The organism is Streptomyces galbus (assembly GCF_005280195.1).
Taxonomy (GTDB): Bacteria; Actinomycetota; Actinomycetes; order Streptomycetales; family Streptomycetaceae; genus Streptomyces; species Streptomyces galbus.
Genome location: NZ_SZPR01000026.1, coordinates 54,222 through 74,190, shown reverse-complemented (window position 1 = coordinate 74,190; position 19,969 = coordinate 54,222). Strand labels below are relative to the sequence as shown.

At 74.0% G+C, this 19,969-nt stretch carries 16 protein-coding genes; 5 read left to right on the top strand and 11 right to left on the bottom strand.

Annotated features, from left to right (window positions below; all coding sequences use genetic code 11):
• Nucleotides 1-45: 45 nt before the first annotated feature.
• From E4U92_RS29310 to E4U92_RS29270, 9 genes are all read right to left on the bottom strand, one after another.
• Entirely contained in the window at nucleotides 46-1,335 is a 1,290-nt protein-coding gene (locus E4U92_RS29310; RefSeq protein WP_137303457.1) for an alginate lyase family protein, read from the bottom strand.
• A complete protein-coding gene (locus E4U92_RS29305) occupies nucleotides 1,332-3,020 on the bottom strand; it encodes a glycosyl hydrolase family 28-related protein (protein WP_137303456.1) in 1,689 nt (562 codons plus the stop codon). Before E4U92_RS29305 ends, E4U92_RS29310 begins: the two co-directional genes overlap by 4 nt.
• Nucleotides 3,021-3,113: 93 nt before the next feature.
• Nucleotides 3,114-4,343, bottom strand: coding sequence for a glycoside hydrolase family 88 protein (locus tag E4U92_RS29300; RefSeq protein ID WP_137303455.1), 1,230 nt, complete (start codon nucleotides 4,341-4,343; stop codon nucleotides 3,114-3,116).
• Between the two features lie 107 nt (nucleotides 4,344-4,450).
• On the bottom strand, nucleotides 4,451-5,590 hold the full coding sequence (locus tag E4U92_RS29295) for an alkane 1-monooxygenase (protein ID WP_137303454.1): 1,140 nt from the start codon (nucleotides 5,588-5,590) through the stop codon (nucleotides 4,451-4,453).
• 199 nt (nucleotides 5,591-5,789) lie between these two features.
• Complete coding sequence (locus E4U92_RS29290) at nucleotides 5,790-6,461, bottom strand: TetR/AcrR family transcriptional regulator (RefSeq protein WP_137303453.1); 672 nt, start codon at nucleotides 6,459-6,461, stop codon at nucleotides 5,790-5,792.
• Nucleotides 6,462-6,619: 158 nt separating this feature from the next.
• A complete protein-coding gene (locus E4U92_RS29285; RefSeq protein WP_137303452.1) occupies nucleotides 6,620-7,378 on the bottom strand; it encodes an anti-sigma factor in 759 nt (252 codons plus the stop codon).
• Complete coding sequence (locus E4U92_RS29280; RefSeq protein WP_137303451.1) at nucleotides 7,375-7,959, bottom strand: sigma-70 family RNA polymerase sigma factor; 585 nt, start codon at nucleotides 7,957-7,959, stop codon at nucleotides 7,375-7,377. The genes E4U92_RS29285 and E4U92_RS29280 overlap by 4 nt, the downstream gene beginning before the upstream one ends.
• A 237-nt stretch (nucleotides 7,960-8,196) precedes the next feature.
• Nucleotides 8,197-8,889 (bottom strand): GAF and ANTAR domain-containing protein, encoded by a 693-nt coding sequence (locus E4U92_RS29275; RefSeq protein ID WP_229863392.1) that lies wholly within the window; start codon nucleotides 8,887-8,889, stop codon nucleotides 8,197-8,199.
• Nucleotides 8,890-8,952: 63 nt separating this feature from the next.
• Entirely contained in the window at nucleotides 8,953-9,483 is a 531-nt protein-coding gene (locus tag E4U92_RS29270; RefSeq protein WP_137303450.1) for a MarR family winged helix-turn-helix transcriptional regulator, read from the bottom strand.
• A 121-nt stretch (nucleotides 9,484-9,604) separates the two neighbouring features.
• On the opposite strand from E4U92_RS29270, the gene E4U92_RS29265 reads away from it, so the two are divergent.
• Nucleotides 9,605-11,692: an MMPL family transporter gene (locus tag E4U92_RS29265; RefSeq protein ID WP_137303449.1), complete on the top strand. Its 2,088-nt coding sequence runs from the start codon at nucleotides 9,605-9,607 to the stop codon at nucleotides 11,690-11,692.
• 234 nt (nucleotides 11,693-11,926) lie between these two features.
• Nucleotides 11,927-13,495, top strand: coding sequence for an alpha-L-arabinofuranosidase B (locus E4U92_RS29260; RefSeq protein ID WP_137303448.1), 1,569 nt, complete (start codon nucleotides 11,927-11,929; stop codon nucleotides 13,493-13,495).
• Nucleotides 13,496-13,556: 61 nt separating this feature from the next.
• On the opposite strand, the gene E4U92_RS29255 is transcribed toward E4U92_RS29260, so the two are convergent.
• Complete coding sequence (locus tag E4U92_RS29255) at nucleotides 13,557-14,579, bottom strand: LLM class flavin-dependent oxidoreductase (protein WP_137303447.1); 1,023 nt, start codon at nucleotides 14,577-14,579, stop codon at nucleotides 13,557-13,559.
• Nucleotides 14,580-14,739: 160 nt separating this feature from the next.
• Here E4U92_RS29255 and E4U92_RS29250 point away from each other — a divergent pair, with 160 nt between their 5' ends.
• Together E4U92_RS29250 and E4U92_RS29245 are read left to right on the top strand one after the other, a co-directional pair.
• Entirely contained in the window at nucleotides 14,740-16,278 is a 1,539-nt protein-coding gene (locus E4U92_RS29250; RefSeq protein WP_137303446.1) for a cryptochrome/photolyase family protein, read from the top strand.
• Between the two features lie 94 nt (nucleotides 16,279-16,372).
• Nucleotides 16,373-17,200, top strand: a complete 828-nt coding sequence (locus E4U92_RS29245; protein ID WP_137303445.1) for a class II glutamine amidotransferase — start codon at nucleotides 16,373-16,375, stop codon at nucleotides 17,198-17,200.
• Between the two features lie 12 nt (nucleotides 17,201-17,212).
• On the opposite strand, the gene E4U92_RS29240 is transcribed toward E4U92_RS29245, so the two are convergent.
• On the bottom strand, nucleotides 17,213-18,619 hold the full coding sequence (locus tag E4U92_RS29240) for a YVTN family beta-propeller repeat protein (RefSeq protein ID WP_137303444.1): 1,407 nt from the start codon (nucleotides 18,617-18,619) through the stop codon (nucleotides 17,213-17,215).
• Nucleotides 18,620-18,859: 240 nt separating this feature from the next.
• On the opposite strand from E4U92_RS29240, the gene E4U92_RS29235 reads away from it, so the two are divergent.
• The gene (locus tag E4U92_RS29235) at nucleotides 18,860-19,870 is read left to right on the top strand and encodes a LacI family DNA-binding transcriptional regulator (RefSeq protein ID WP_137303443.1); all 1,011 of its coding nucleotides are present in this window, start codon (nucleotides 18,860-18,862) and stop codon (nucleotides 19,868-19,870) included.
• Nucleotides 19,871-19,969 lie beyond the last annotated feature (99 nt).

Here is a 19,969-nt window from a genome sequence, read left to right as displayed (position 1 = left end):
GGAGACACCCCCTAGGTGCCGGGCCCGGACGGCGGGCCCCGACGCTCACCCGGCGATCGAGTCGAGCTGCTCCGGCGCCGGGCGCAGCAGCCACAGGTCGCCTCCCGGCGGTGCCTCCAGGGACGCGAGGGCCTCGCGGGCCCGGCGGTCCCCCGCGTCGGCGGCCGCGTGGACGACGTCGGTCGCGGCGTAGCGGTGGAACTCCAGTTCCGGGTGCGGCCAGGCGGCGGCCCCGGTGGCGCCCGGGAGCAGGTAGTCGACCGCCTTGGACAGGCTCTGCCCGTCCGGGCCTTCGTAGCCCCACAGGTCCACGCCCACGTGCCGGCCGATCGCGGCCAGCCGGGTGTGGGCGACCAGGGTGAAGGCGGAGTAGTGCCAGCTCCGGGTGCGGGCCAGCTCCTGGGGCTGGCTGCCGTCGGCGGCGATCTGCGGGGTGATGCGGGTGGTCGCCGCCTGCCGGACGGTACGGCGTGCCAGGTCCTCGTCGCCCGTCGCGTACGCGAGGGCCGCGAGCTGCAGGTCGTAGAAGGTGCCGTGGTTGTTGGTGGCGGCGCTCTCCTGGTGGCCGAAGTCGCTGTCGCGCAGCCAGCGCAGGAAGTCCTCGTTCCACCGGGTCATCGCGGCACGGTCACCGGCGGACCAGCCGGGGGCGCCGGTGTCGAGGAGGGCGATCGCGTCGAGGACGCCGGTGTACGACTGGGAGAAGTCGATGATGCCGATGGCCCGGCCGTCGTACCGGCAGGGGATGAACTGCGCGTGGTCCAGGCGGGGGTTCATCCGGGTGGCCGGGTCCAGGAACCAGGTGCGCAGGACCTGGGACGCCTTGCGGGCGTAGCGGCCGTCGCCGGTGTAGTACCAGGCGAGGGAGAGGTCGTACACCGAGTCGACGACCTTCTCCAGGTCCTGGCGGTCGGTGCCGGTGTCGACCTCGGGGTTGCGCTGCCCGTCGCGCTGCACGTACGGGCAGCCCCAGGGGTTGTCGGGGCCGGGCGGTCGGGAGGGCCACCAGTAGGGCGCCTGGCTGAGGTAGTCGTGGACGTCGCCGCCGGGTGCCGGGCGGGGTTTGTCGACGACCGTCCACGGGCCCTGTCCGAGCCAGGCGTCGGCGCGGGCGGTCAGCGTCCGGGCCACTCGCCGCAGGGGGGCGTCACCGTGCTCCAGACGGATCTTCGTACGGTGCAGGCGGGCGCCGTCGAGGACGACGGTGCGGGGGACCCCGTGCGCGACGGGTGCCGCCGGTGCGGGGGCGGCGGGTGAGGCGCCCCCGGTGACGAGCGCCGCGCACGCGGCCAGAACGGTGACCAGGACGGCGGTCCTGCGGTGCCCGGTCCTCATCGGCCGGCTCCCTTCGTGTGGGCCCGCTGGGCCTCGTACAGGTTGCGCGGACGCACCACGTCGCTCGTGCCGTACAGCTCGAGCCGGCTGTTCAGGTCGCCGTCGAAGTCGGGGACGTCGATCTGGTCGAACTCGCGGACCTCGTTGATCCCCACGGTCGCGGAGCAGGGCGCCAGGCCGTCGATCTTCACCAGGCCCGCGCGCCCGTTGGTGACGCGGATGTTCCAGTGGGTGAAGCGGGCACCGAAGAGGGGCCCGGCGCTCGCGTCGCCGCCGTGGCGGCCGTCGTTGGTCACGGTGATGTCGGTGCGGACCCCGGCGAAGGGCAGCCCGCGGTGGCTGTCGAAGGTGCCCATGCGCATGTCCCCCCGGGACCAGACGTTGTACGAGGACAGGCCCTCGACGTTGATGCCGTGGAGCTGGGTGCCGGCGGGCGCGGGGGCGGTGCGCTCCTCGATGGTGAAGTCCTCGACGAGGTTGTCGTGCGAGCCCTCGCGGCAGAAGTACGGGTGGTGGGAGCCGCGTCCCGCGACCCGGGTCCGGCGCAGGGTGCACGCGGAGGCGGCGACCAGGCCGAAGCCGTTGTCGGTGTGACGGACCGTCACGTCGTCCGCCCAGCAGTCGTACGCGCACTGCAGCACGACGCCGTTGTGGCCCAGGTCGAGGAGGTGGGGGCGTTGCACGGTCTCCACCGCCTCCAGCGTCAGCCCCTCGACCCCCGCACCGGTCAGCTCCGGTACGTGCGTGGTGAGCCGGGGGTCCCACTCGGGGCGCACGTCGAGGGGGAGGGGCCGCTCCAGGGTGACCCGGTGGCCGTGGACCCGGGTGACGCGGACCGGCCACTCGTAGGGGACGTACGACAGCAGCTTGGACTTGTCGTCCCAGGGGTAGGCGGCGGTGCCGGGGCCGTCCCCGGCGATGTGCCGCAGCAGGGTGTGCCCGGCGTCGTCGGCGAGGCGCAGCAGGACCAGGGCGCCGGGGCGCAGGCCGGCCGGGTCGGTGACGGTCACCGTCCGGTCGCCCCGGCGGGCGGGCGCGACGGCGGCGAGCGTGCGCCACTCGTCGCGCCGGTTGCCGGTCCAGCCCTCGAACGGCCACTGCCGCGCCCTGATCGCCTCGGTCAGCGAGTCCCAACGGGCCTGCGGAGTCAGCCAGATGAGACCTCCCGCCCAGGACCACGACGACTTGTCGCCGCCGTAGCGGGAGCCGTACGGGCCGATCAGCTCGGTGAGGTTCCTCGTCGCGTACAGCGTCGTCCGGCCGCTGCCGGCGCCGCGCAGGACGACGTGGGAGTGGCCGAGGCGGATCAGGCCGTCGATGCGGAAGGTGCCGGCCGGGACGGTGACGGTGCCGCCGCCCGCCTCGCCCGCGGCCGCGAGGGCGCGGTTGATGGCGGGGGCGCAGTCCGTGCGCCCGTCCGCCACGGCACCGAAGTCCCGTACGTCGGCCACGACCGGCGGCCGGGGCAGCCGCGTCGCCCCGCCGCCGTACCCGGACCGTCCGACGAACGGGATCTGGGGGTGCCGGACGGGGTCGCGCGTGAACTCGCGCCAGAGTCGCGGCACTTGTCCGGGGCCGGCCGCGGCGGGGCCCGCGGTCGCGGCGCCGAGCGCGCCGACGGCGGCACCGCCGAGCAGGGTGCGCCTGCTGATGCCGGGGGTGCCCGCGCTGTCGTTGCCGGTCATCTCGCCTGTCTCCTTGCTCTCGCGCGTGGGCTGCGTGCGGTGTGGCCGCACCGGCCGGTGGCTGCCCGGGGCTTCGAGGTGCACCCCGACGGGTCAGTGGCTGGACAGGTCGAGGGCCCGGTCGGCGTCCCGGGGGCGCAGCACGCGCAGGAGGCCTTCGAGCAGGTAGTAGTCGGCGTAGGGGAGCGAGATCTCGACCCCGTCCTCGGCCGGCCGGTTTCGGGTGCACCGGGCGACGACCGCGTCGGCGCGCGCCGACGCCCGGGTCAGACAGGTCCGGGACAGCGCGGTGAGCAGCCGCAGCGCCACGTCGCGGTAGGCGCCCTCGCCGGTCACGGCGGCCAGGTCCCACAGCCCGCAGGCCATGACGGCGCCCGCCGAGGCGTCCTTGACGTCGTACGGCTGCTGCGGCGCGCGGTAGTCCCACACGGGCACGTGGTCGCTGCCCAGCGCGCGGACGGCGAAGTCGGCGAGCCGGCGCGCGGTGCCCAGGAACGCGGGGTCGCCGGTGCGGCGGTGCATCGTGGTGAAGCCGTAGATCCCCCAGGCCTGGCCCCGTGACCAGCAGGACGCGGGACTGTAGCCCTGGACCGTGCCGGGGCCGACGGGGGCGCCGGTGTCCGGGTCGAAGTCGAAGACGTGGGGGGTGGAGCCGTCGGGCCGGGGGAAGTGCCGCTGGGTGGTGGTGGCGTGCTGGACGGCGATGTCGAGGTAGCGGCCGTCCCCCGACTCCCGGCTGGCGAAGGCCAGCAGGTCCAGGTTCATCATCGTGTCGATGATGACGCGGCCCGCGTTGGCCGTCTCGTCCGGCCGGCCCCAGGCCCTGAGGAAGCGCCCGCGGGGATTGAAGCGCCGGATCAGGGTGTCGGCGGCCTGGAGGGCGCCCGCCCGCCAGTACGGGTCGCCGGTCAGCCGCCAGGCGGTGACCCACGAGGGGCCGAACAGGAAACCGAGGTCGTGGGTGGTGGTGTCGTACTGGCGCGGAGCGAGCCGGCGGGCCCAGTCGAGGGCCGCCGTCCGCAGTGCGGTGTCGCCGCTGTACAGGTGTGCCAGCCACAGGGTGCCCGGCCAGAAGCCGCCGACCCAGTCGCCGTTCTGCGAGTACACCCACTTCTCGAACTTCGTCCCGACGGGGAAGCCGGTGACCTGCGGGGCGACCGCCCGCACCTTCTCGACGGCGTACTCCGCCGCGGACTCCAGGGTGCGTCTCACCTCGGCGGGCGCCGGCATCGCCGCCGCGGCTCGGGCGTCGGGTGCGGCGGGGACCTGGACGGCGGTGACGGCGGCTGCCGTGGTGAGCACTGTGCGCCGGGAAACGGCCATGCGTGGGTGACCCCCAACTCGTGACGACGGGCAGGCAGTTGTCAGGAGCGTGACACAGGGGAGGAGGATCGGTACACCCATGTGCATGGAGTTCAAGTACGTGAACGTCACCGTCGGCGGTGCAGGTTGGCCCGCTCGGCGTCACCGCCGTAGTGCGCCAGCACCTTGGGGTCCATCACCCGCCGCCACAGCGGTGTCAGCCACGCCAGCACGATCATCGACGCGTATCCGGAGGGCAGTTGGGGCGCCTCGTCGAAGTGGCGCAGGGTCTGGTAGCGGCGCAGCGGGTTGGCGTGGTGGTCGGAGTGCCGCTGGAGCTGGTACAGGAAGATGTTGCTGGTCGTGTTGTTGCTGTTCCAGCTGTGGCGCGGGGCGACCCGCTCGTACCGGCCGTCGGGCCGTCGCTCGCGCAACAGGCCGTAGTGCTCCAGGTAGTTGACCGTCTCCAGCAGCAGGATGCCGCACGCGGCCTGGAACAGCAGGCAGGGGAGGACCGCCGGCCCGAAGCAGACGGCGAGCAGCGCGTAGAGCGCGGCGGTCAGTGTCCAGGCGGTGAGGACGTCGTTGTGGCGCGACCAGGTGCGCTGCCGGCGGCGGTTCAGGCGACGGGCCTCCAGGTGCCAGGCGGACCGCAGGCTGCCCAGGACCGTGCGCGGCAGGAACGCCCACACGCTCTCGCCGAGCCGTGAGCTGGCCGGGTCCTCGCGGGTCGCCACGCGCACGTGGTGCCCGTGGTTGTGCTCGACGTAGAAGTGGCCGTAACCGGCCTGGGCCAGGGCCAGCCGGGCGAGCCGGCGTTCGGCGGTCTCCCGCTTGTGCCCGAGTTCGTGCGCCGTGTTGATGGCGACGCCGGCCACGACGCCCACGGTGGCCGCGAGACCCAGCGCGTCCGGCACGGTCATGCCCCGCGACCAGAGCAGGCAGGCGTAGCCGAGACCGGCGTACTGCAGGGGCAGGTACAGGTAGGTGCACCAGCGGTAGTAGCGGTCCTGCTCCAGCAGCGGGATCGCCTCATCCGGGGGGTTCTCCTGGTCCGGGCCGATCACCGCGTCCAGCACCGGGATGAGCACGAAGGCGAAGAACGGCCCCCACCACCACAGCGGGGCCCAGCCGGTGGCCGCGACCAGTGCCGCGGCCTGGAAGGGCAGGGTGGGGACGGCGAGGCCGAGCAGCCACGCGTAGCGCTTGCGGTCGCGCCAGGGCGGGGCGGCCTGCGCGGGAGGGGGCGTCGTCGACGGGGCTGTCATCGTGCTGCGCTCCTCGGGGGTCGGCGGCTCCGCGGCGCGGTGCGCCGCCGGATGCCGGGGGTGCGGGCGCCGGACGGCTCGTCGGCCGCGGCGGTGCCCGGGTGGGGTTGCGGCTCCGGGACCCGGACGCCTGGCAGAGCGTGGCACCACCGGCTCACGCTGACAATCGGGGACGCGCTGTCAACGTTCTGATATCCCGTCAGGTCATGGCGTCGTCCGGACGGGGCGGGTCGGCGCGCCGTTCCAGCACCCCCAGGGCAGCGGCGGTGATGAACTCAGCCGTCTCGTGCAAGCTGTGGGCGGGGGGAGGCAGAACGATGCAGGACAGGGTGAGGCGCACGATGACGTCGGCCGCCTGGTCCGTCCGCACGTCGTCGTGGTGCCGGTAGTGCGCCTGGTACCAGGACCGCACCAACTCCCGGGCCCCGGCGACCACCGGCTCCGAGCGGGTGGTCAGGTAGGGCAGCAGGGAGTCGCTGCCCTCGCGGGCCGCCTGGACCACCGAGGCCACCAGGGTGTTGTCGCGGGCTTCCCGCAGGGCGTGCAGGACGGCGGCGGACAGGGCGTCCGACGCGGTCGCGGCGGGCCGTCGCAGGGCCGCCGCCACGCCGCCCAGGAAGCGTTCGGCCTCCCGCTGCACCAGCGCCCGGCTCAGCCCGCCGCGGCTGCCGAACTCCTTGTACACCGACGGCCGGGACACCTCGGCGCGGGCCGCCACCTGGGAGAGGCTCACAGCGTCCCAGCCGCGCTCCGCGGCCATGGAGCGCGCCGCGTCCAGGACGTCCTCCCGCATCTTCCTCCGCCACGCCTCACGCGGCGGCACGGCGGCCGCGGCACGCCCCTGCGCCGGGGCGGACGACGCGTCCTCCACGATGTCCCTCCTCGCATCCGGTTACCGCGTGGGCGCCGGACGGGGCGGCCGCCCGGGGCGGCGCGTCCCCCCTGCCGCCCGGCGAAGGCGGAGACGCACCCTTGGGGGAGCACGAGCCTGTCAGTGACACGGCGTCGGTGACCAACACCGGCGCCCGCTCACGCGGGGAAGGCCACCAGCGCGATCGGCGCGGACGTCGGGCGGTCCGATCCGCCGGCCGGTTCCAGGGTGATGCCCACGCCCGACGCCGAGACCACGTCACCGTGCAGCAGCACCGCCTCGCTCTCGCGGCCCGGGTCCATGAGCCCGGCCGGGCGCATGGTGCCGTGGTCGTTCAGCCAGAGCTGGTACACCTTGCCGCCGGGCGGCCGGTCCATCCCGGCCGCGACGAACACCGCCCGGTCGAGCCGGCGCGAGACGACGAGCGTGCCGTCGGCACCACCGTCGAACCGGGCCCTCGCCGTGCGGGCGTCCGGCGCGGACAGGACCGCGCTGATGTCGCTCACCCGCTGTTCGGCCCGCTGGGCGGCGACGTGGGCCCGTTCGGCCCGGTCGTGCTGCCACGCGGCGACCCCGCCCAGGCCCACGGCGCCCGCGAGGCAGGCCGCGAGCGCCCACTGCGCGGCGCGCCGCCTGCGCGGGGTGCCCCGCCACCGGGCGGGCGCGGCGGCGGCGCTGCCCGGCGGCTCCTGCCGTACGGCCGTGACGCGGCGCAGCACCTGCTCGCGCAGGACGGGGCGGGGCGTGTCGACCGCGGCCAGGCCGAGCCGGGCCGCCGTGGCGGAGAACTCGGCGGCCTCCTGCGCACAGGAGTCGCAGTGGTCCAGGTGCCGCCGGAACGCGGCCCGCTCGTCCTCGTCGAGGGCGTGCAGCGCGTACGCGCCGGTCAGCGTGTGCAGGTCGTGGCGCGTGGTCACGCGGTCACCCCCAGGCAGTCGCGCAGCCGGATCAGTCCGTCGCGCAGACGGGTCTTCACGGTGCCCAGGGGCAGGGCCAGCGCCTCGGCGACCTGACGGTAGGTCAGGCCGCGGTAGTAGGCCAGCGTCACGGCCTGGTGCTGCAGCTCCGTCAGCGTGCGCAGGCAGCGGCGCACCTGCTCCCGCTCGAGCCGGGTCTGCACCTGTTCGGTCACCTCGTCGTACTCCGGGAGCTGGTCGAGCAGGGCCGCCTTGTGCTCCCGTTCCGCCGAGGCCTCGACGGACCGCACCCGGTCCACCGCGCGCCGGTGGGCGAGGGTGAGGATCCAGTTGATCGCCGTGCCCCGGTCCGACCGGTAGCGGGGCGCCGTGCGCCACACCTCCACCAGGACCTCCTGCATGACTTCCTCCGACTGCGCCCGGTCCCGCAGCACGCTGCGCACCACGCCGAGGACGGGGCCCGCGACCACGTCGTACACCGCCGCGAACGCCTCCTGGTCACCGAGGGCCACCCGGCCGACCAGCTCTTCCAGGTCCGGTTCGGCGACGGGTTTCCTGCCGATGAAGACCGGCTCTTTCACGAGGCTCCTCCCGTGGGGGTTGCGCGATGGTCCGGTGGAATCCGGAGCCGGACGGCCGGCGGATTGGTCCGCGGCCCCCGCACTTCTCTTGGGCTGCCCGACCCCTTCCGGATGCGGGCAGCCCGGTGGAATACGGAGCCGCGTTCGGTGGCCCTACGGCGGACGCCGCGGCGCTCGCGGTGGCCTCCGGCCCGAGCCGGGTGCACGCTCATCCCGTGTCCGGCTCGGGCCGCCCGGTCAGGGCTCCAGTCCGCCCTGTTCGCAGACCCGACGGGCCACTTCGCGCAGCTTGATGTTCCGCTCCTGCGAGTAGCGGCGCAGCACGTCGAACGCCTGGCTCTCGGAGAGCCGGTGACCGCCCATGAGGATGCCCATCGCCTCGCCGATGGTGTGCCGGGTGGCGATGGCCTCGCCCAACTGCGCGTGGGTGCGGGCGGACGACAGGGCCACGGCCGCGTGCGAGGCCAGCAGCCACCCCGCCGTCTCGCTGTCCCGGGTGAACGCGCCCGGGTGGCGGGCGTAGAGGTTCATCGCCCCGAGCTCCTGGTCCTCGGTGTACAGCAGGAAGCCCATCATGCTGCCCACGCCCAGGTCCCGCGCCGGGGGAGCGTAGGCGGGCCAGCGCTGCTCGTGCGCGGTGAGGTCCGGGATGCGGAACACGTGTTCGCCGGTGCGGCTGCGCGCCGCGTCGAAGCAGGGGCCCTCCTCCAGGCGTTCCTGGAGCCGGTCGCTGTCGAGGACCAGCTGGTGGGTGGGGGCGAGGGTCTCCACGGTCGCGCCGTGCAGGATCAGCACGCCGGCCGCGTCACACCCCTCGACCAGCTCGGTCGCGGACCGGGTGATGCGCTCCAGCGTGGCATCGACCGAATCCTGTGCCAGGAGATCACGCGCCATCGTCGCCATCTGCTCGGCGAAGTCCCGCCAGTCCACTGCGCCTCCTCCACACCCGCCCGCCGCCGTCTCCCCACGCCTACCCGCTGCGTCCATGACCGCTCATCCGGCTGTGCGGCCGCGTGCGGCCTCCGCGCCCAGCTCCTGGTGGAGGGTGCGCAGGAAGTCGGCGACCGTGGCGAGCTGTTCGGGCGTGAACTGCCGCATCGTCGCCTCCGTGCTGCGGGCCAGCGGACTGAAGTACTGGCGGGCGAGCGCCCGGGCGCCGGGGTTGTAGACCAGGTGCACGACCCGGCGGTCGGCGCTGTCCCGGGTCCGGCTGATGTGCCCGGCCCGCTCCAGCCGGTCGAGACAGGCGGTCACCGCGCCGGAGGTGAGGTTCAGGCGCTCGGCCAGCCGCGACGGGGTCATCGGGCGGCCCTCCAGGGCCGTGGAGTCGAGGATGGCCGCCAGGGCGTGGACGTCGGTGGCGTGCAGGTCGTGACCCTGGGCGAACGCGTGGGCATGGCGGTTGAACTCGCTGTTCAGCGTGCGCAGCAGGACGGCGTAGGTGTGCAGGTCGGGGACGGTGGCCTCGTCCGCGGCGCTGTCGTCGGCGGGTGCGGTCCGGCTGTCCCGGCTGCTGCGTTCCATACCCCTCAGGATACGATCACTCAATGATTGAGATACTTCGTCACTGAGATGCTTCACGTTTGAGTCGCCTCGTGGGAGGCACCCCTCCGTCGATGTCGTCCTCGCGCCCGTTGGGAAGTGCATGAACGCCCTGCGCCGACCGGCCCGCCGGCTGGTCCCCCTCGTCCTCGTCCTCGTCTGGCTCGGTCTGGGCGGAGCCTTCGGCTCCTACGCGGGCAAGCTCGGCGAGGTCGCCACCAACGACCAGGCGGCGTTCCTGCCGCGCAACGCCCAGTCCACCCGGGTCATCGAGGAGCAGAAGGCCTTCCACCAGGAGGAGACCCTGCCCGCGGTCGTCCTGTGGACCGCACGGGACGGCGGGAAGGTCAGCGCCGCCCAGCAGGCGGACGCCACCCGGCGGCTGGCCTCGCTGGCCGACGCCGACGGTGTCGAGGGCAGGCCCTCGCCCGCGCTGCGCTCGCAGGACGGCCAGGCACTGCAGGGCGTCGTCCCGCTCGGTCCCGGCCTGGGGGAGCGGCTGCCCGAGGTGCTCGACCAGGTGCGGGCGACCGCGGGCGAGGTCCCCGGCACGCGGGTGCAGCTCGCCGGGCCCGCCGCCACCCAGGGCGACCTCGGGGACGCCTTCGCCGGTATCGACGGCATCCTCCTCGGCGTGGCGCTGGCCGCCGTCCTGGTCATCCTGGTGCTCGTCTACCGCAGCGTGCTGCTCCCGTTCCTGATCATCGTCAGCGCCGTCTTCGCGCTCGGCGTGGCCTGCGCCCTCGTCTACGTCCTCGCCGACCACGACGTCGTACGCGTCGACGGGCAGGTCCAGGGCATCCTGTCCATCCTGGTGATCGGCGCGGCCACCGACTACGCCTTGCTCCTGACGGCGCGCTTCCGCGAGGAGCTGGCGCACCGGGACGACAAGGCGGCCGCCGCCCTCGCCGCCCTGCGCGGGTCGCTCGGCGCGATCACCGCCAGCGCCGCGACCGTCGCCCTGGGCCTGCTGGCCCTGCTGATCAGCGACCTGACCAACAACCGGGCGCTCGGGCCGGTCGGTGCCATCGGCGTCGTGTGCGCGGTGCTCACCACGCTGACGTTCCTGCCCGCGGTGCTCGCCCTGCTCGGCCGGGCCGCCTTCTGGCCGGCCAGGCCGCGGTCGGCCGACGCGGAGACGGGCGGCCACGGCATCTGGCGACGGGTCGCCCACCGGGTGGACAGCGGCCCCCGACGGCTGTGGCTGGGCACGACGGCCCTGCTCGTCGCTGCGGCCGCCTTGTTCCCCACCTTGGAGTCGAAGGGCGTGCCCCTGGACGAACTGTTCATCAACGACGCCCCGTCCGTCGCCGCGCAGCAAGCCCTCGGCGAGCACTTCCCCGGCGGCTCGGGCCAGCCGGCCGTGATCATCGCCGACGCGTCGAAGCGGGCGGAGGTCGCACGCGCCGCCGCCGGCACGCGGGGCGTGGCGGACGTCCGCGCGGTGACCGCGTCGGGCGCGCCGGGCCGGACACCGCTGGTGGTCGACGGCCGGGTCCGCCTCGACGCGACCCTCACGGCCGCGCCGGACAGCGAGGCGGCCAAGGACACCGTGAGCCGGCTGCGGGACCGGCTCGACGCCCTCGACGCCGGCGCCCTGGTCGGCGGCTACACCGCCCAGCAGTACGACACCCAGCGCACCGCGGAACACGACCGCACGCTCATCATCCCGGTCGTCCTCGCGATCATCCTGGTCATCCTGGTGCTGCTGCTGCGCTCCCTGCTGCTGCCGGTGCTGCTGGTGGCGACCGTGGCGCTCAACTACCTGGCGACGCTGGGCATCGCGAGCCTGGTCTTCACGCACGGCTTCGGCTTCAGCGGCACGGACGCCTCCGTCCCGCTGTACGGGTTCGTCTTCCTGGTCGCCCTCGGCGTGGACTACAACATCTTCCTGATGTCCCGGGTGCGGGAGGAGACGCTGCGCCACGGCACCCGGCAGGGCGTGCTGCGCGGACTGATCGCCACCGGAGGGGTCATCACCTCGGCCGGGGTCGTGCTGGCGGCGACCTTCGCGGCCCTCATCGTCATCCCCCTCGCGTTCCTCGCGCAGATCGCCTTCATCGTGGCGTTCGGCGTGCTGCTGGACACCGTCGTCGTCCGGTCGCTGCTGGTGCCGGCCCTCGTCCGGGACATCGACCGCACGGTGTGGTGGCCGAGCCGCCTGGCCCGGGGCGCGAAGGAGCGGAGCTAGGGGGTGTCTCGGGGTGCGGGGGCGCTCCGTTCCGTCCCGTGACGGTGCGCCCCCGCCGGCCGCGCACCATGCTTTGCGTACCGGTGTATTGACTGCCCGTCACGGTGTCCCTAGGGTCCTCGACGAATTCACGAACAGTGTTCGGTATATCGACCATACCGACGCGGTCGTGGATGTCATGCGCATGACTAAGCAGAGACCGGACTCCACCCCCCGATCCCCAGGAGACCGCCCATGTCGGTGACAACGCCCCCCACCTGGCGGGCCAGGCCACTCGTCCTGCTCGCCCTCGCACTGGCCCTGGTCAGCGCCGTGTTCGCGGCCCAGACCTCCGCGAGCACCAGCGCCGCGGCCGCCGGCTCGCTGCCCTGCGACCTGTACGCCGCGGGCGGCACCCCCTGCGTCGCCGCCCACAGCACCACCCGCGCCCTGTACTCCGCGTACAACAGCCGCCTGTACCAGGTGACACGCGCCTCCGACGGCGCCACCCGGGACATCGGCGTGCTCGGCGCGGGCGGCTACGCCGACGCCGCCGCACAGGACGCGTTCTGCGCCGGCACGAGCTGTCTGATCACCGTCCTGTACGACCAGTCCGGCCGCGGCAACCACCTCACCCAGGCACCGCCCGGCGGCTTCCAGGGGCCCGCCGCCGGCGGTTACGACAACCTCGCCGAGGCCTCCGCCGCACCCGTGACCGTGGGCGGCCACAAGGCGTACGGCGTCTTCATCGCGCCCGGCACCGGCTACCGCGACAACAGCACCAACGGCATCGCCACCGGCGACCAGCCGGAAGGCATGTACGCCGTCCTCGACGGCACCCACTACAACGGCGGCTGCTGCTTCGACTACGGCAACGCCGAGACCAACAGCCGCGACAACGGCAACGGCACCATGGAGACCATCTACTTCGGCAACAGCAGGACCTGGGGCTACGGCTCCGGCAACGGCCCCTGGGTCATGGCCGACCTCGAGAACGGCCTGTTCTCCGGCGTCAACCGCGGCTACAACGCGGGCAATCCGAGCGTCAGCCACCGCTTCCTCACCGCCGCCGTCAAGGGCGGCCCGAACCACTGGGCCATCCGCTCCGGCAACGCGCAGTCGGGTGGCCTGGCCACCGCCTACGACGGTCCGCGGCCCAACGCCACCGGCTACAACCCGATGAAGAAGGAGGGCGCCATCATCCTCGGCATCGGCGGCGACAACAGCAACGGATCGGCCGGCACCTTCTACGAGGGCGTCCTGACGTCGGGCTTCCCGAGCGACGCCACCGAGAACGCCGTCCAGTCCAACATCAACGCGGCCGGCTACGCCACGTCCCCCGTGGCGGGCGCGCCCACCGTCGGCTCCCGCGTCTCCCTGCGGGCCACGACCCCCTGCTGCACCGCCGACTACCTGCGGCACAACACCGCCGACGCCAACGCCGTCATCGCGGCGACGTCCTCCTCCAGCCCGGCCGCCGACCGCGCCGCCGCCACCTGGACCGTGCGCGCCGGGCTGGGCGACGCCTCGTGCGTGTCGTTCGAGTCCGCCGACAAGCCGGGCCAGTACCTGCGCCACTACGACTTCCGGCTGCGGGTCGACACCGTCGACACCGCGCTGGCCCGGCTGGACGCCACCTTCTGCCCGCAGGCCGCCCACAACGGCCAGGGCGTCTCGCTGCGGTCGGCCAACTACCCCGCCGACTTCGTCCGCCACTACACCTACGCCGCGTACGTGGCCTCCGACGGCGGCTCCCACGCCTGGGACAGCGCCACCTCCTGGGCCGACGACACGAGCTGGGCCGTGACCTCCCCCTTGGCCTGACTCTCCGTCCTGGCCCCGGACGGCTGTGCCGCACCTCCCGTGCGGCACAGCCGTCGGCCGGTCAGCGCCACCCGAGCCCCGGCGCCACGTGCGTCAGGATGCTGTCGATCACGTGCGCGTTGTACTCGACACCGAGCTGGTTCGGCACGGTGAGCAACAGGGTGTCGGCCGCGGCGATCGCCTCGTCCCGGGCCAGCTCCTCGACGAGCACGTCGGGCTCGGCGGCGTAGGACCGGCCGAAGACGGCGCGGGTGGTCGGGTCGATGTAGCCGATCTGGTCCTGCGAGTGCCGCTCCCGCCCGAAGTAGGCGCGGTCCCGGTCGTCGACGAGGGCGAAGATGCTGCGGCTGACCGACACCCGCGGCTCCCGGGTGTGGCCCGCGGCCCGCCACGCCTCCCGGTACGCCTCGATCTGCTTGCGCTGCTGGACGTGCAGCGGTTCGCCGCTCTCGTCGTCCTTCAGCGTCGAGCTCTGCAGGTTCATCCCGAGTCCGGCCGCCCACACCGCGGTGGCGTCGGAGCTCGACCCCCACCAGATCCGCTCCCGCAGCCCCTCCGCGTGCGGTTCGACGCGGAGCAGGCCCGGCGGGTTGGCGAACATGGGACTGGGGTGGGGCTCCGCGATCCCCTCGCCCTTCAGGACCTCCAGCAGCCGCTCGGCGTGGGCCCGGGCCAGGTCCGCGTCGGTGCCGCCCTCCGGCGGCCGGTGCCCGAAGTGCCGCCAGCCGTCGAGCGCCTGCTCCGGGGAGCCCCTGCTGATGCCGAGCTGCAGGCGGCCGCCGGAGATCAGGTCCGCGGCCCCCGCGTCCTCGGCCATGTACAGGGGGTTCTCGTAGCGCATGTCGATCACCCCGGTGCCGATCTCGATGCGGTCGGTGCGGGCGCCGATCGCCGCGAGCAGCGGGAACGGGGAGGCGTGCTGCCGCGCGAAGTGGTGGACCCGGAAGTAGGCGCCGTCGGCCCCCAGCTCCTCCGCCGCGACCGCCAAGTCGATCGCCTGGAGCAGCGAGTCCGCCGCGGAGCGGGTCTGCGAGTGCGGAGACGGCGTCCAGTGCCCGAAGGACAGGAACCCGATCTTTTTCATACCTGCTTCAACCATCGTGCGCGCCGTTCATTCCGTGCGGCCGGGTCACCCGACCGGCCCGACCTGTGCGGCGCAGCGGGGTGCCGCTCCGCACGGTGGACACAGACGGACGCGCGAGCAGGACCGCGCCCGGCAGCCGCGAGGAGAGGGGACGGTCACCGTGGCGAACGACCTCACCGGTGCCGGCAGGACGCACGACGACGCCGCGCACTGGCTGTTCGGCGACCAGCTCGGCCCCCGTTTCCTCACCCCGGACGAGGACGGCCCCGCGCCCGGCACCCCCGTGCTGATGATCGAGGCCCGCTCGGTGCTGCGCCGGCGCCGCTTCCACCGGGCCAAGGCCCACCTGGTGCTCTCCGCCATGCGGCACCGGGCCGCCGAACTGGGCGACCGGGTGCGCTACATCCGTGCCGAGACCTACCGGGAGGGCCTGCGCGAGGCCGTCGGCAGGGCTCCCGTCACCGTGCACCACCCCACCTCCTGGGCGGCACTGCGCCTGGTCCGCTCACTGGAGCAGGTGCGCGTGCTGCCGGCGCGCGGGTTCCTGATGCCGCAGGACGCCTTCCGCGCCTGGGCGGACGGGCACACCGGCCGGCTGCGGCAGGAGGACTTCTACCACTGGGTGCGCCGCGCCCACGACCTCCTCATGGACGGCGGCACCCCGGCCGGCGGCCGGTTCAACCACGACCACGACAACCGCGAGCCCCCGCCGAAGGGCGCCCGCACCCTCGGCGCGCCCCGGCCCTACCGGCCCCGCGAGGACGACATCGACGCGGAGGTCCGCGCCGACCTGGACCGCCTCGAACGCGACCACGGCGTCCGCTTCGTCGGCCGCGACGGGCCCCGGCTCTTCCCCGCCACCCGGCGCGAGGCGCTCGCCGCCCTGCGGCGCTTCATCGACCACCGCCTCGCCGGCTTCGGCCCGCACGAGAACGCCGTGCTCGCCGCCGACCCGGTGATGAGCCACAGCCTGCTGTCGTCCTCCCTCAACCTGGGCCTGCTCGACCCGCTGGAGGTGGTCGCCGCCGCCGAGGAGGCCTGGCGGGCCGGGAAGGCCCCGGTGAACAGCGTCGAGGGGTTCGTCCGGCAGGTCGCCGGCTGGCGCGAGTACGTGTGGCAGCTCTACTGGTACTTCGGGGACGACTACCGCCGGCGCAACGCCCTCGGTCACCACGCCCCGCTGCCCCCGTGGTTCCTGGAGCTGGACGCCGACGCGGTCACCGCCCGCTGCCTCGCCACCGTCCTCGCCCAGGTGCGCGACACCGGCTGGACGCACCACATCCCGCGCCTGATGGTGCTCGGCAGCCACGCCCTCCAGCGCGGCTGGGACCCGCGGGCGGTCACCGACTGGTTCCACCGCTGCTTCGTCGACGGCTACGACTGGGTCATGCTGCCCAACGTCACCGGCATGTCCCAGTACGCCGACGGCGGCCTGATGACGACCAAGCCGTACACCTCGGGCGGGGCCTACATCCACCGCATGAGCGACCTGTGCGGGGGCTGCGCCTACCGGCCGGGCGACCGCGTCGGGGACCGGGCCTGCCCCTTCACCACCGGTTACTGGGCCTTCAGCCACCGCCACCGCGCCCTGCTCGCCGGGAACCGGCGCACCTCCCGGGCGGTGCAGGGACTGGACCGGCTCGGCGATCTGGAGGAGGTGCTGGAGACCGACCGGTGCTGGGACGAGCGGCCCCCGTGACCCCGGCTCCCGCAGGCGCGGCCGCCCCGGACCTCCTTACCCTGGGAGTGACCCGGGCGGACACCGTCCGTCCCCCCACGGAGGAGGCCCGGACATGTGCCGCTGGATCGCCTACTCGGGTACGCCCATCTTCCTCAGCAGGGTCCTGTTCGACACCCGGCACAGCCTGATCGACCAGAGCCTGCACTCCCGGCTCGGGGTGGAGACGACCAACGGCGACGGCTTCGGGATCGGCTGGTACGTGCCCGACGTGGACACCCCCGCCGTGCTGCGCGACACCGGCCCGGCGTGGAACGACCGCAACCTCCACGACGTGGCGCACCACGTCCGCTCCGGCATGTTCTTCGCCCACATCAGGGCCACGACCGGAACGGCGGTGCAGCAGACCAACTGCCATCCGTTCCGCAAGGACCGCTGGCTGTGGATGCACAACGGCGCCATCAGCGAGTACGGCCGTCTGCGGCGCGACCTGGCGCTCGCGGTCGACCCCGCCCTCTACGCCGAGATCGAGGGGTCCACCGACTCGGAGCTGATGTTCTACCTCGCTCTCACCTTCGGGCTCGACGAGGACCCGCCCGCCGCCGTGGCCCGCATGGCCGGGCTCGTGGAGGAGACCGGACACCGTCACGGTGTCCGGCACCCCCTGCAGATGACCGTCGCGGTCGCCGACGGCGAACGCCTGTGGGTCTTCCGCTACTCGAGCGAGCGCGCCTCCCGGTCGCTCTTCGTCAGCGCCGAGGTGGACGCCCTGCGGGCGCTGCATCCGGACGTCGACTTCCTCCGGCAGGTCTCGGAGGACACCCGGCTGGTGGTGTCCGAGCCGCTGGGCGACCTGCCGGGCGCCTGGAAGGAGGTCCCGGAGAACAGTTGCGGCGTCATCCAGCCGGGCCTGGACGTCTTCCAGGTATTCCAGCCCGGGTGAAGCGGGCGGGTGTCAGCCGCAGTCGATGATCAGCGACGTGATCACGGTGCAGGTGCGCGAGGCGGTGTCGTCGGCGGGGCCGGGGTCGGCGGGGGCGCTCGCGGTGCGCTGTGCGGTGACGGTGTAGGGCAGGCCCACGGTGAGGGTGCCCATCGGCACCGTGAAGGTGCGCGTGGCGGTGGCGCCGGGCGCCAGGGCCCCGACGGTGCAGGTGACGCGGTTGCCGGCGGCCGTGCAGGAGCTGCCGGCGGTGGCGGTCGTGCCGGTGGACAGGGTGGCGGTGACGGTGCCCGACGTCAGCGGCGAGGGACCGTTGTCGGTGACGGTCAGCGTGTAGGTGATGCGGCCGGCCGGCAGCCCGGGGACGCCGGTCGCCGTAAGGGCCACGCCCAGGTCCGCGGTGGGCGGGGCGAAGGCGATGCCGGCCGGACGGCTGCCGACGGCGAGGGTCGAGGCTACGGTGGCGGTGGCCGTGTCGAGCACCGTCACCGTGCCGGCGTTGCCGTCGGTGACGTACGCCCGGGTGCCGGAGGGGTGGAAGGCGACGGCCTCGGGGCCCGAACCGGCCGGGACGGTGGCGGTGGTGGTGCGGGTGGCGGCGTCGACGACCGAGACGCTGTTGCCGTCGTGGTTGGCGACGTAGACGAGCGAGCCGTCGGGGGAGACGGCCACCCCGTGCGGGGCGATGCCGGTGGGCACGGTGGAGGTCACCGTACGGGTGGCGGTGTCGACCACGGCGAGGGAACGGCCGTTGACCAGGGCGACGTAGGCGCGCGTGCCGTCCGGCGCGAACGCCACCCCGTACGCGTGGGCGGGGAGCGGCACCGTTCCGGTGACGGCGCGGGTGGCGGTGCTGATCACCCACAGAGTGTTGGTGTCGCTGTCGTTGGTGACGTAGACCTGGGTTCCGGACGGGTCGACGGCCACGCCGACGGGGTGTACGCCCACGCCGACGGTGGCGGTGACGGTGCGGGTGGCGGCGTCGATGACCGAGACCGTGTTGTCGCCCGAGTTGGCCACGTACACCTGGCTGCCGTCCGGGGTGACGGCCACCGCGTAGGGCGAGGCCCCGACCGGGACGGTCGCGGTCACGGCCCGGGTGGCGCTGTTGATCACCGAGACGGTGCCGTTGCCGGAGTCGGTGACGTACACCCGGCTGCCGTCCGGGCTGACCGCCACGCCGCTCGGCGCCCCGCCGACCGGGACGGTGGACGTGACGGTGGTGCTGCCGCCGTCCACCACGGAGACGGCGCCCGCGCCGCTGACGGCGGCGTAGGCGAACGGGCCGGGCAGGACGGCCGCGTCGGCGGTGGCGAGGCCGGCCACCCCCGCGGTCAGCAGTGCCACGGCTGTCACCAGGGCGGCGAGGCGGCGGCGCACCACGCCCCGCGGCGGACGGACGAGTAACGGCGAGAACATCAGGGTCCCTCCCCGGGCGTCGCACCACGACTGCGGGGACCGGAGGGCTCCGGGCCCGGCCGCGGTGCCCTCATACGGTCCCACTACGCGCCGTCACTGACCATCACCGCCCAGGGGGCGGACGGCGCGGGCGGCGGCACGGCGCCCGCCTCCCGCCTTGCAACGCGCTTGCGTTCCGGCGACCCAGGAGTCGCGACGGACACGTAAACTGTTTGCGCTTCTTGCGCTAGCCTTGCAGACATGACGCGACGACTTGCTCAGGTGGCCAAGAAGGTGGGGGTCAGCGAGGCCACGGTGAGCCGTGTCCTCAACGGGAAGCCCGGTGTCTCCGAGGCGACACGGCAGGCCGTGCTCACCGCGCTGGACGTCCTCGGCTACGAGCGGCCGACGCAGCTCCGCGGCGAGCGGGCCCGGCTGGTCGGCCTGGTGCTGCCGGAGCTGCAGAACCCCATCTTCCCGGCGTTCGCCGAGGTCATCGGGGGCGCCCTGGCGCAGCAGGGCCTGACGCCGGTGCTGTGCACGCAGACCCAGGGCGGGGTCTCCGAGGCCGACTACGTCGAACTCCTGCTGCAGCAGCAGGTATCCGGCGTGGTGTTCGCCGGGGGTCTGTTCGCCCAGGCCGACGCGCCGCACGAGCACTACCGCCAGCTCGCCGAGCGCAACATCCCGGTCGTCCTGATCAACGCCTCCATCGAGGGGCTGGACTTCCCGTGCGTCTCGTGCGACGACGCGGTCGCCGTCGAGCAGGCCTGGCGCCACCTGGCCTCGCTCGGGCACGAGCGGATCGGCCTGGTCCTCGGTCCCGTCGACCACGTCCCCTCGGGCCGCAAGCTGCAGGCCGCCCAAGCCGTGGCGCGGGCGTCCGGGGGCGCGCTGCCGGACGAGTTCGTGGTCCGCTCGATCTTCTCGCTCGAAGGCGGACAGGCGGCCGCCGCCCGCCTGCTGGAGCGGGGCGTGACCGGCATCGTGTGCGCGAGCGACCCCCTGGCCCTGGGCGCCATCAGGGCGGTGCGCCGCCGCGGGCTGTCCGTGCCGGGTGACGTCTCGGTCGTCGGCTTCGACGACTCCGCCTTCATGAGCTGCACCGAGCCGCCCCTGTCGACCGTCCGCCAGCCCATCGAGGCGATGGGACGGGCCGTGGTGGAGCTGCTGTGCGCCCAGATCCAGGGCACCCAGGCGCACCCCGGCGAGCTGCTGTTCGAGCCGGAACTGGTGGTCCGCGGCTCGACCGCGCAGGCTCCCGCGGGCTGACCCCGCCCCGTCGCACCGGCCGGCGCCGGCACCCGGAACGTCTCCCGGGTGCCGGCGCCGGCTGCGTTTCCGCCTGCCGCCCTCCGGGGCCGTCCACGG

Excerpts from the sequence above, each read along its gene's own strand:
- E4U92_RS29310 (WP_137303457.1), bottom strand. The coding sequence starts at position 1,335 with ATGAGGACCGGGCACCGCAGGACCGCCGTCCTGGTCACCGTTCTGGCC.
- E4U92_RS29305 (WP_137303456.1), bottom strand. The coding sequence starts at position 3,020 with ATGACCGGCAACGACAGCGCGGGCACCCCCGGCATCAGCAGGCGCACC.
- E4U92_RS29300 (WP_137303455.1), bottom strand. The coding sequence starts at position 4,343 with ATGGCCGTTTCCCGGCGCACAGTGCTCACCACGGCAGCCGCCGTCACC.
- E4U92_RS29295 (WP_137303454.1), bottom strand. The coding sequence starts at position 5,590 with ATGACAGCCCCGTCGACGACGCCCCCTCCCGCGCAGGCCGCCCCGCCC.
- E4U92_RS29270 (WP_137303450.1), bottom strand. The coding sequence starts at position 9,483 with ATGGAACGCAGCAGCCGGGACAGCCGGACCGCACCCGCCGACGACAGC.
- E4U92_RS29265 (WP_137303449.1), top strand. The coding sequence starts at position 9,605 with ATGAACGCCCTGCGCCGACCGGCCCGCCGGCTGGTCCCCCTCGTCCTC.
- E4U92_RS29260 (WP_137303448.1), top strand. The coding sequence starts at position 11,927 with ATGTCGGTGACAACGCCCCCCACCTGGCGGGCCAGGCCACTCGTCCTG.
- E4U92_RS29255 (WP_137303447.1), bottom strand. The coding sequence starts at position 14,579 with ATGAAAAAGATCGGGTTCCTGTCCTTCGGGCACTGGACGCCGTCTCCG.
- E4U92_RS29245 (WP_137303445.1), top strand. The coding sequence starts at position 16,373 with ATGTGCCGCTGGATCGCCTACTCGGGTACGCCCATCTTCCTCAGCAGG.
- E4U92_RS29240 (WP_137303444.1), bottom strand. The coding sequence starts at position 18,619 with ATGTTCTCGCCGTTACTCGTCCGTCCGCCGCGGGGCGTGGTGCGCCGC.
- E4U92_RS29235 (WP_137303443.1), top strand. The coding sequence starts at position 18,860 with ATGACGCGACGACTTGCTCAGGTGGCCAAGAAGGTGGGGGTCAGCGAG.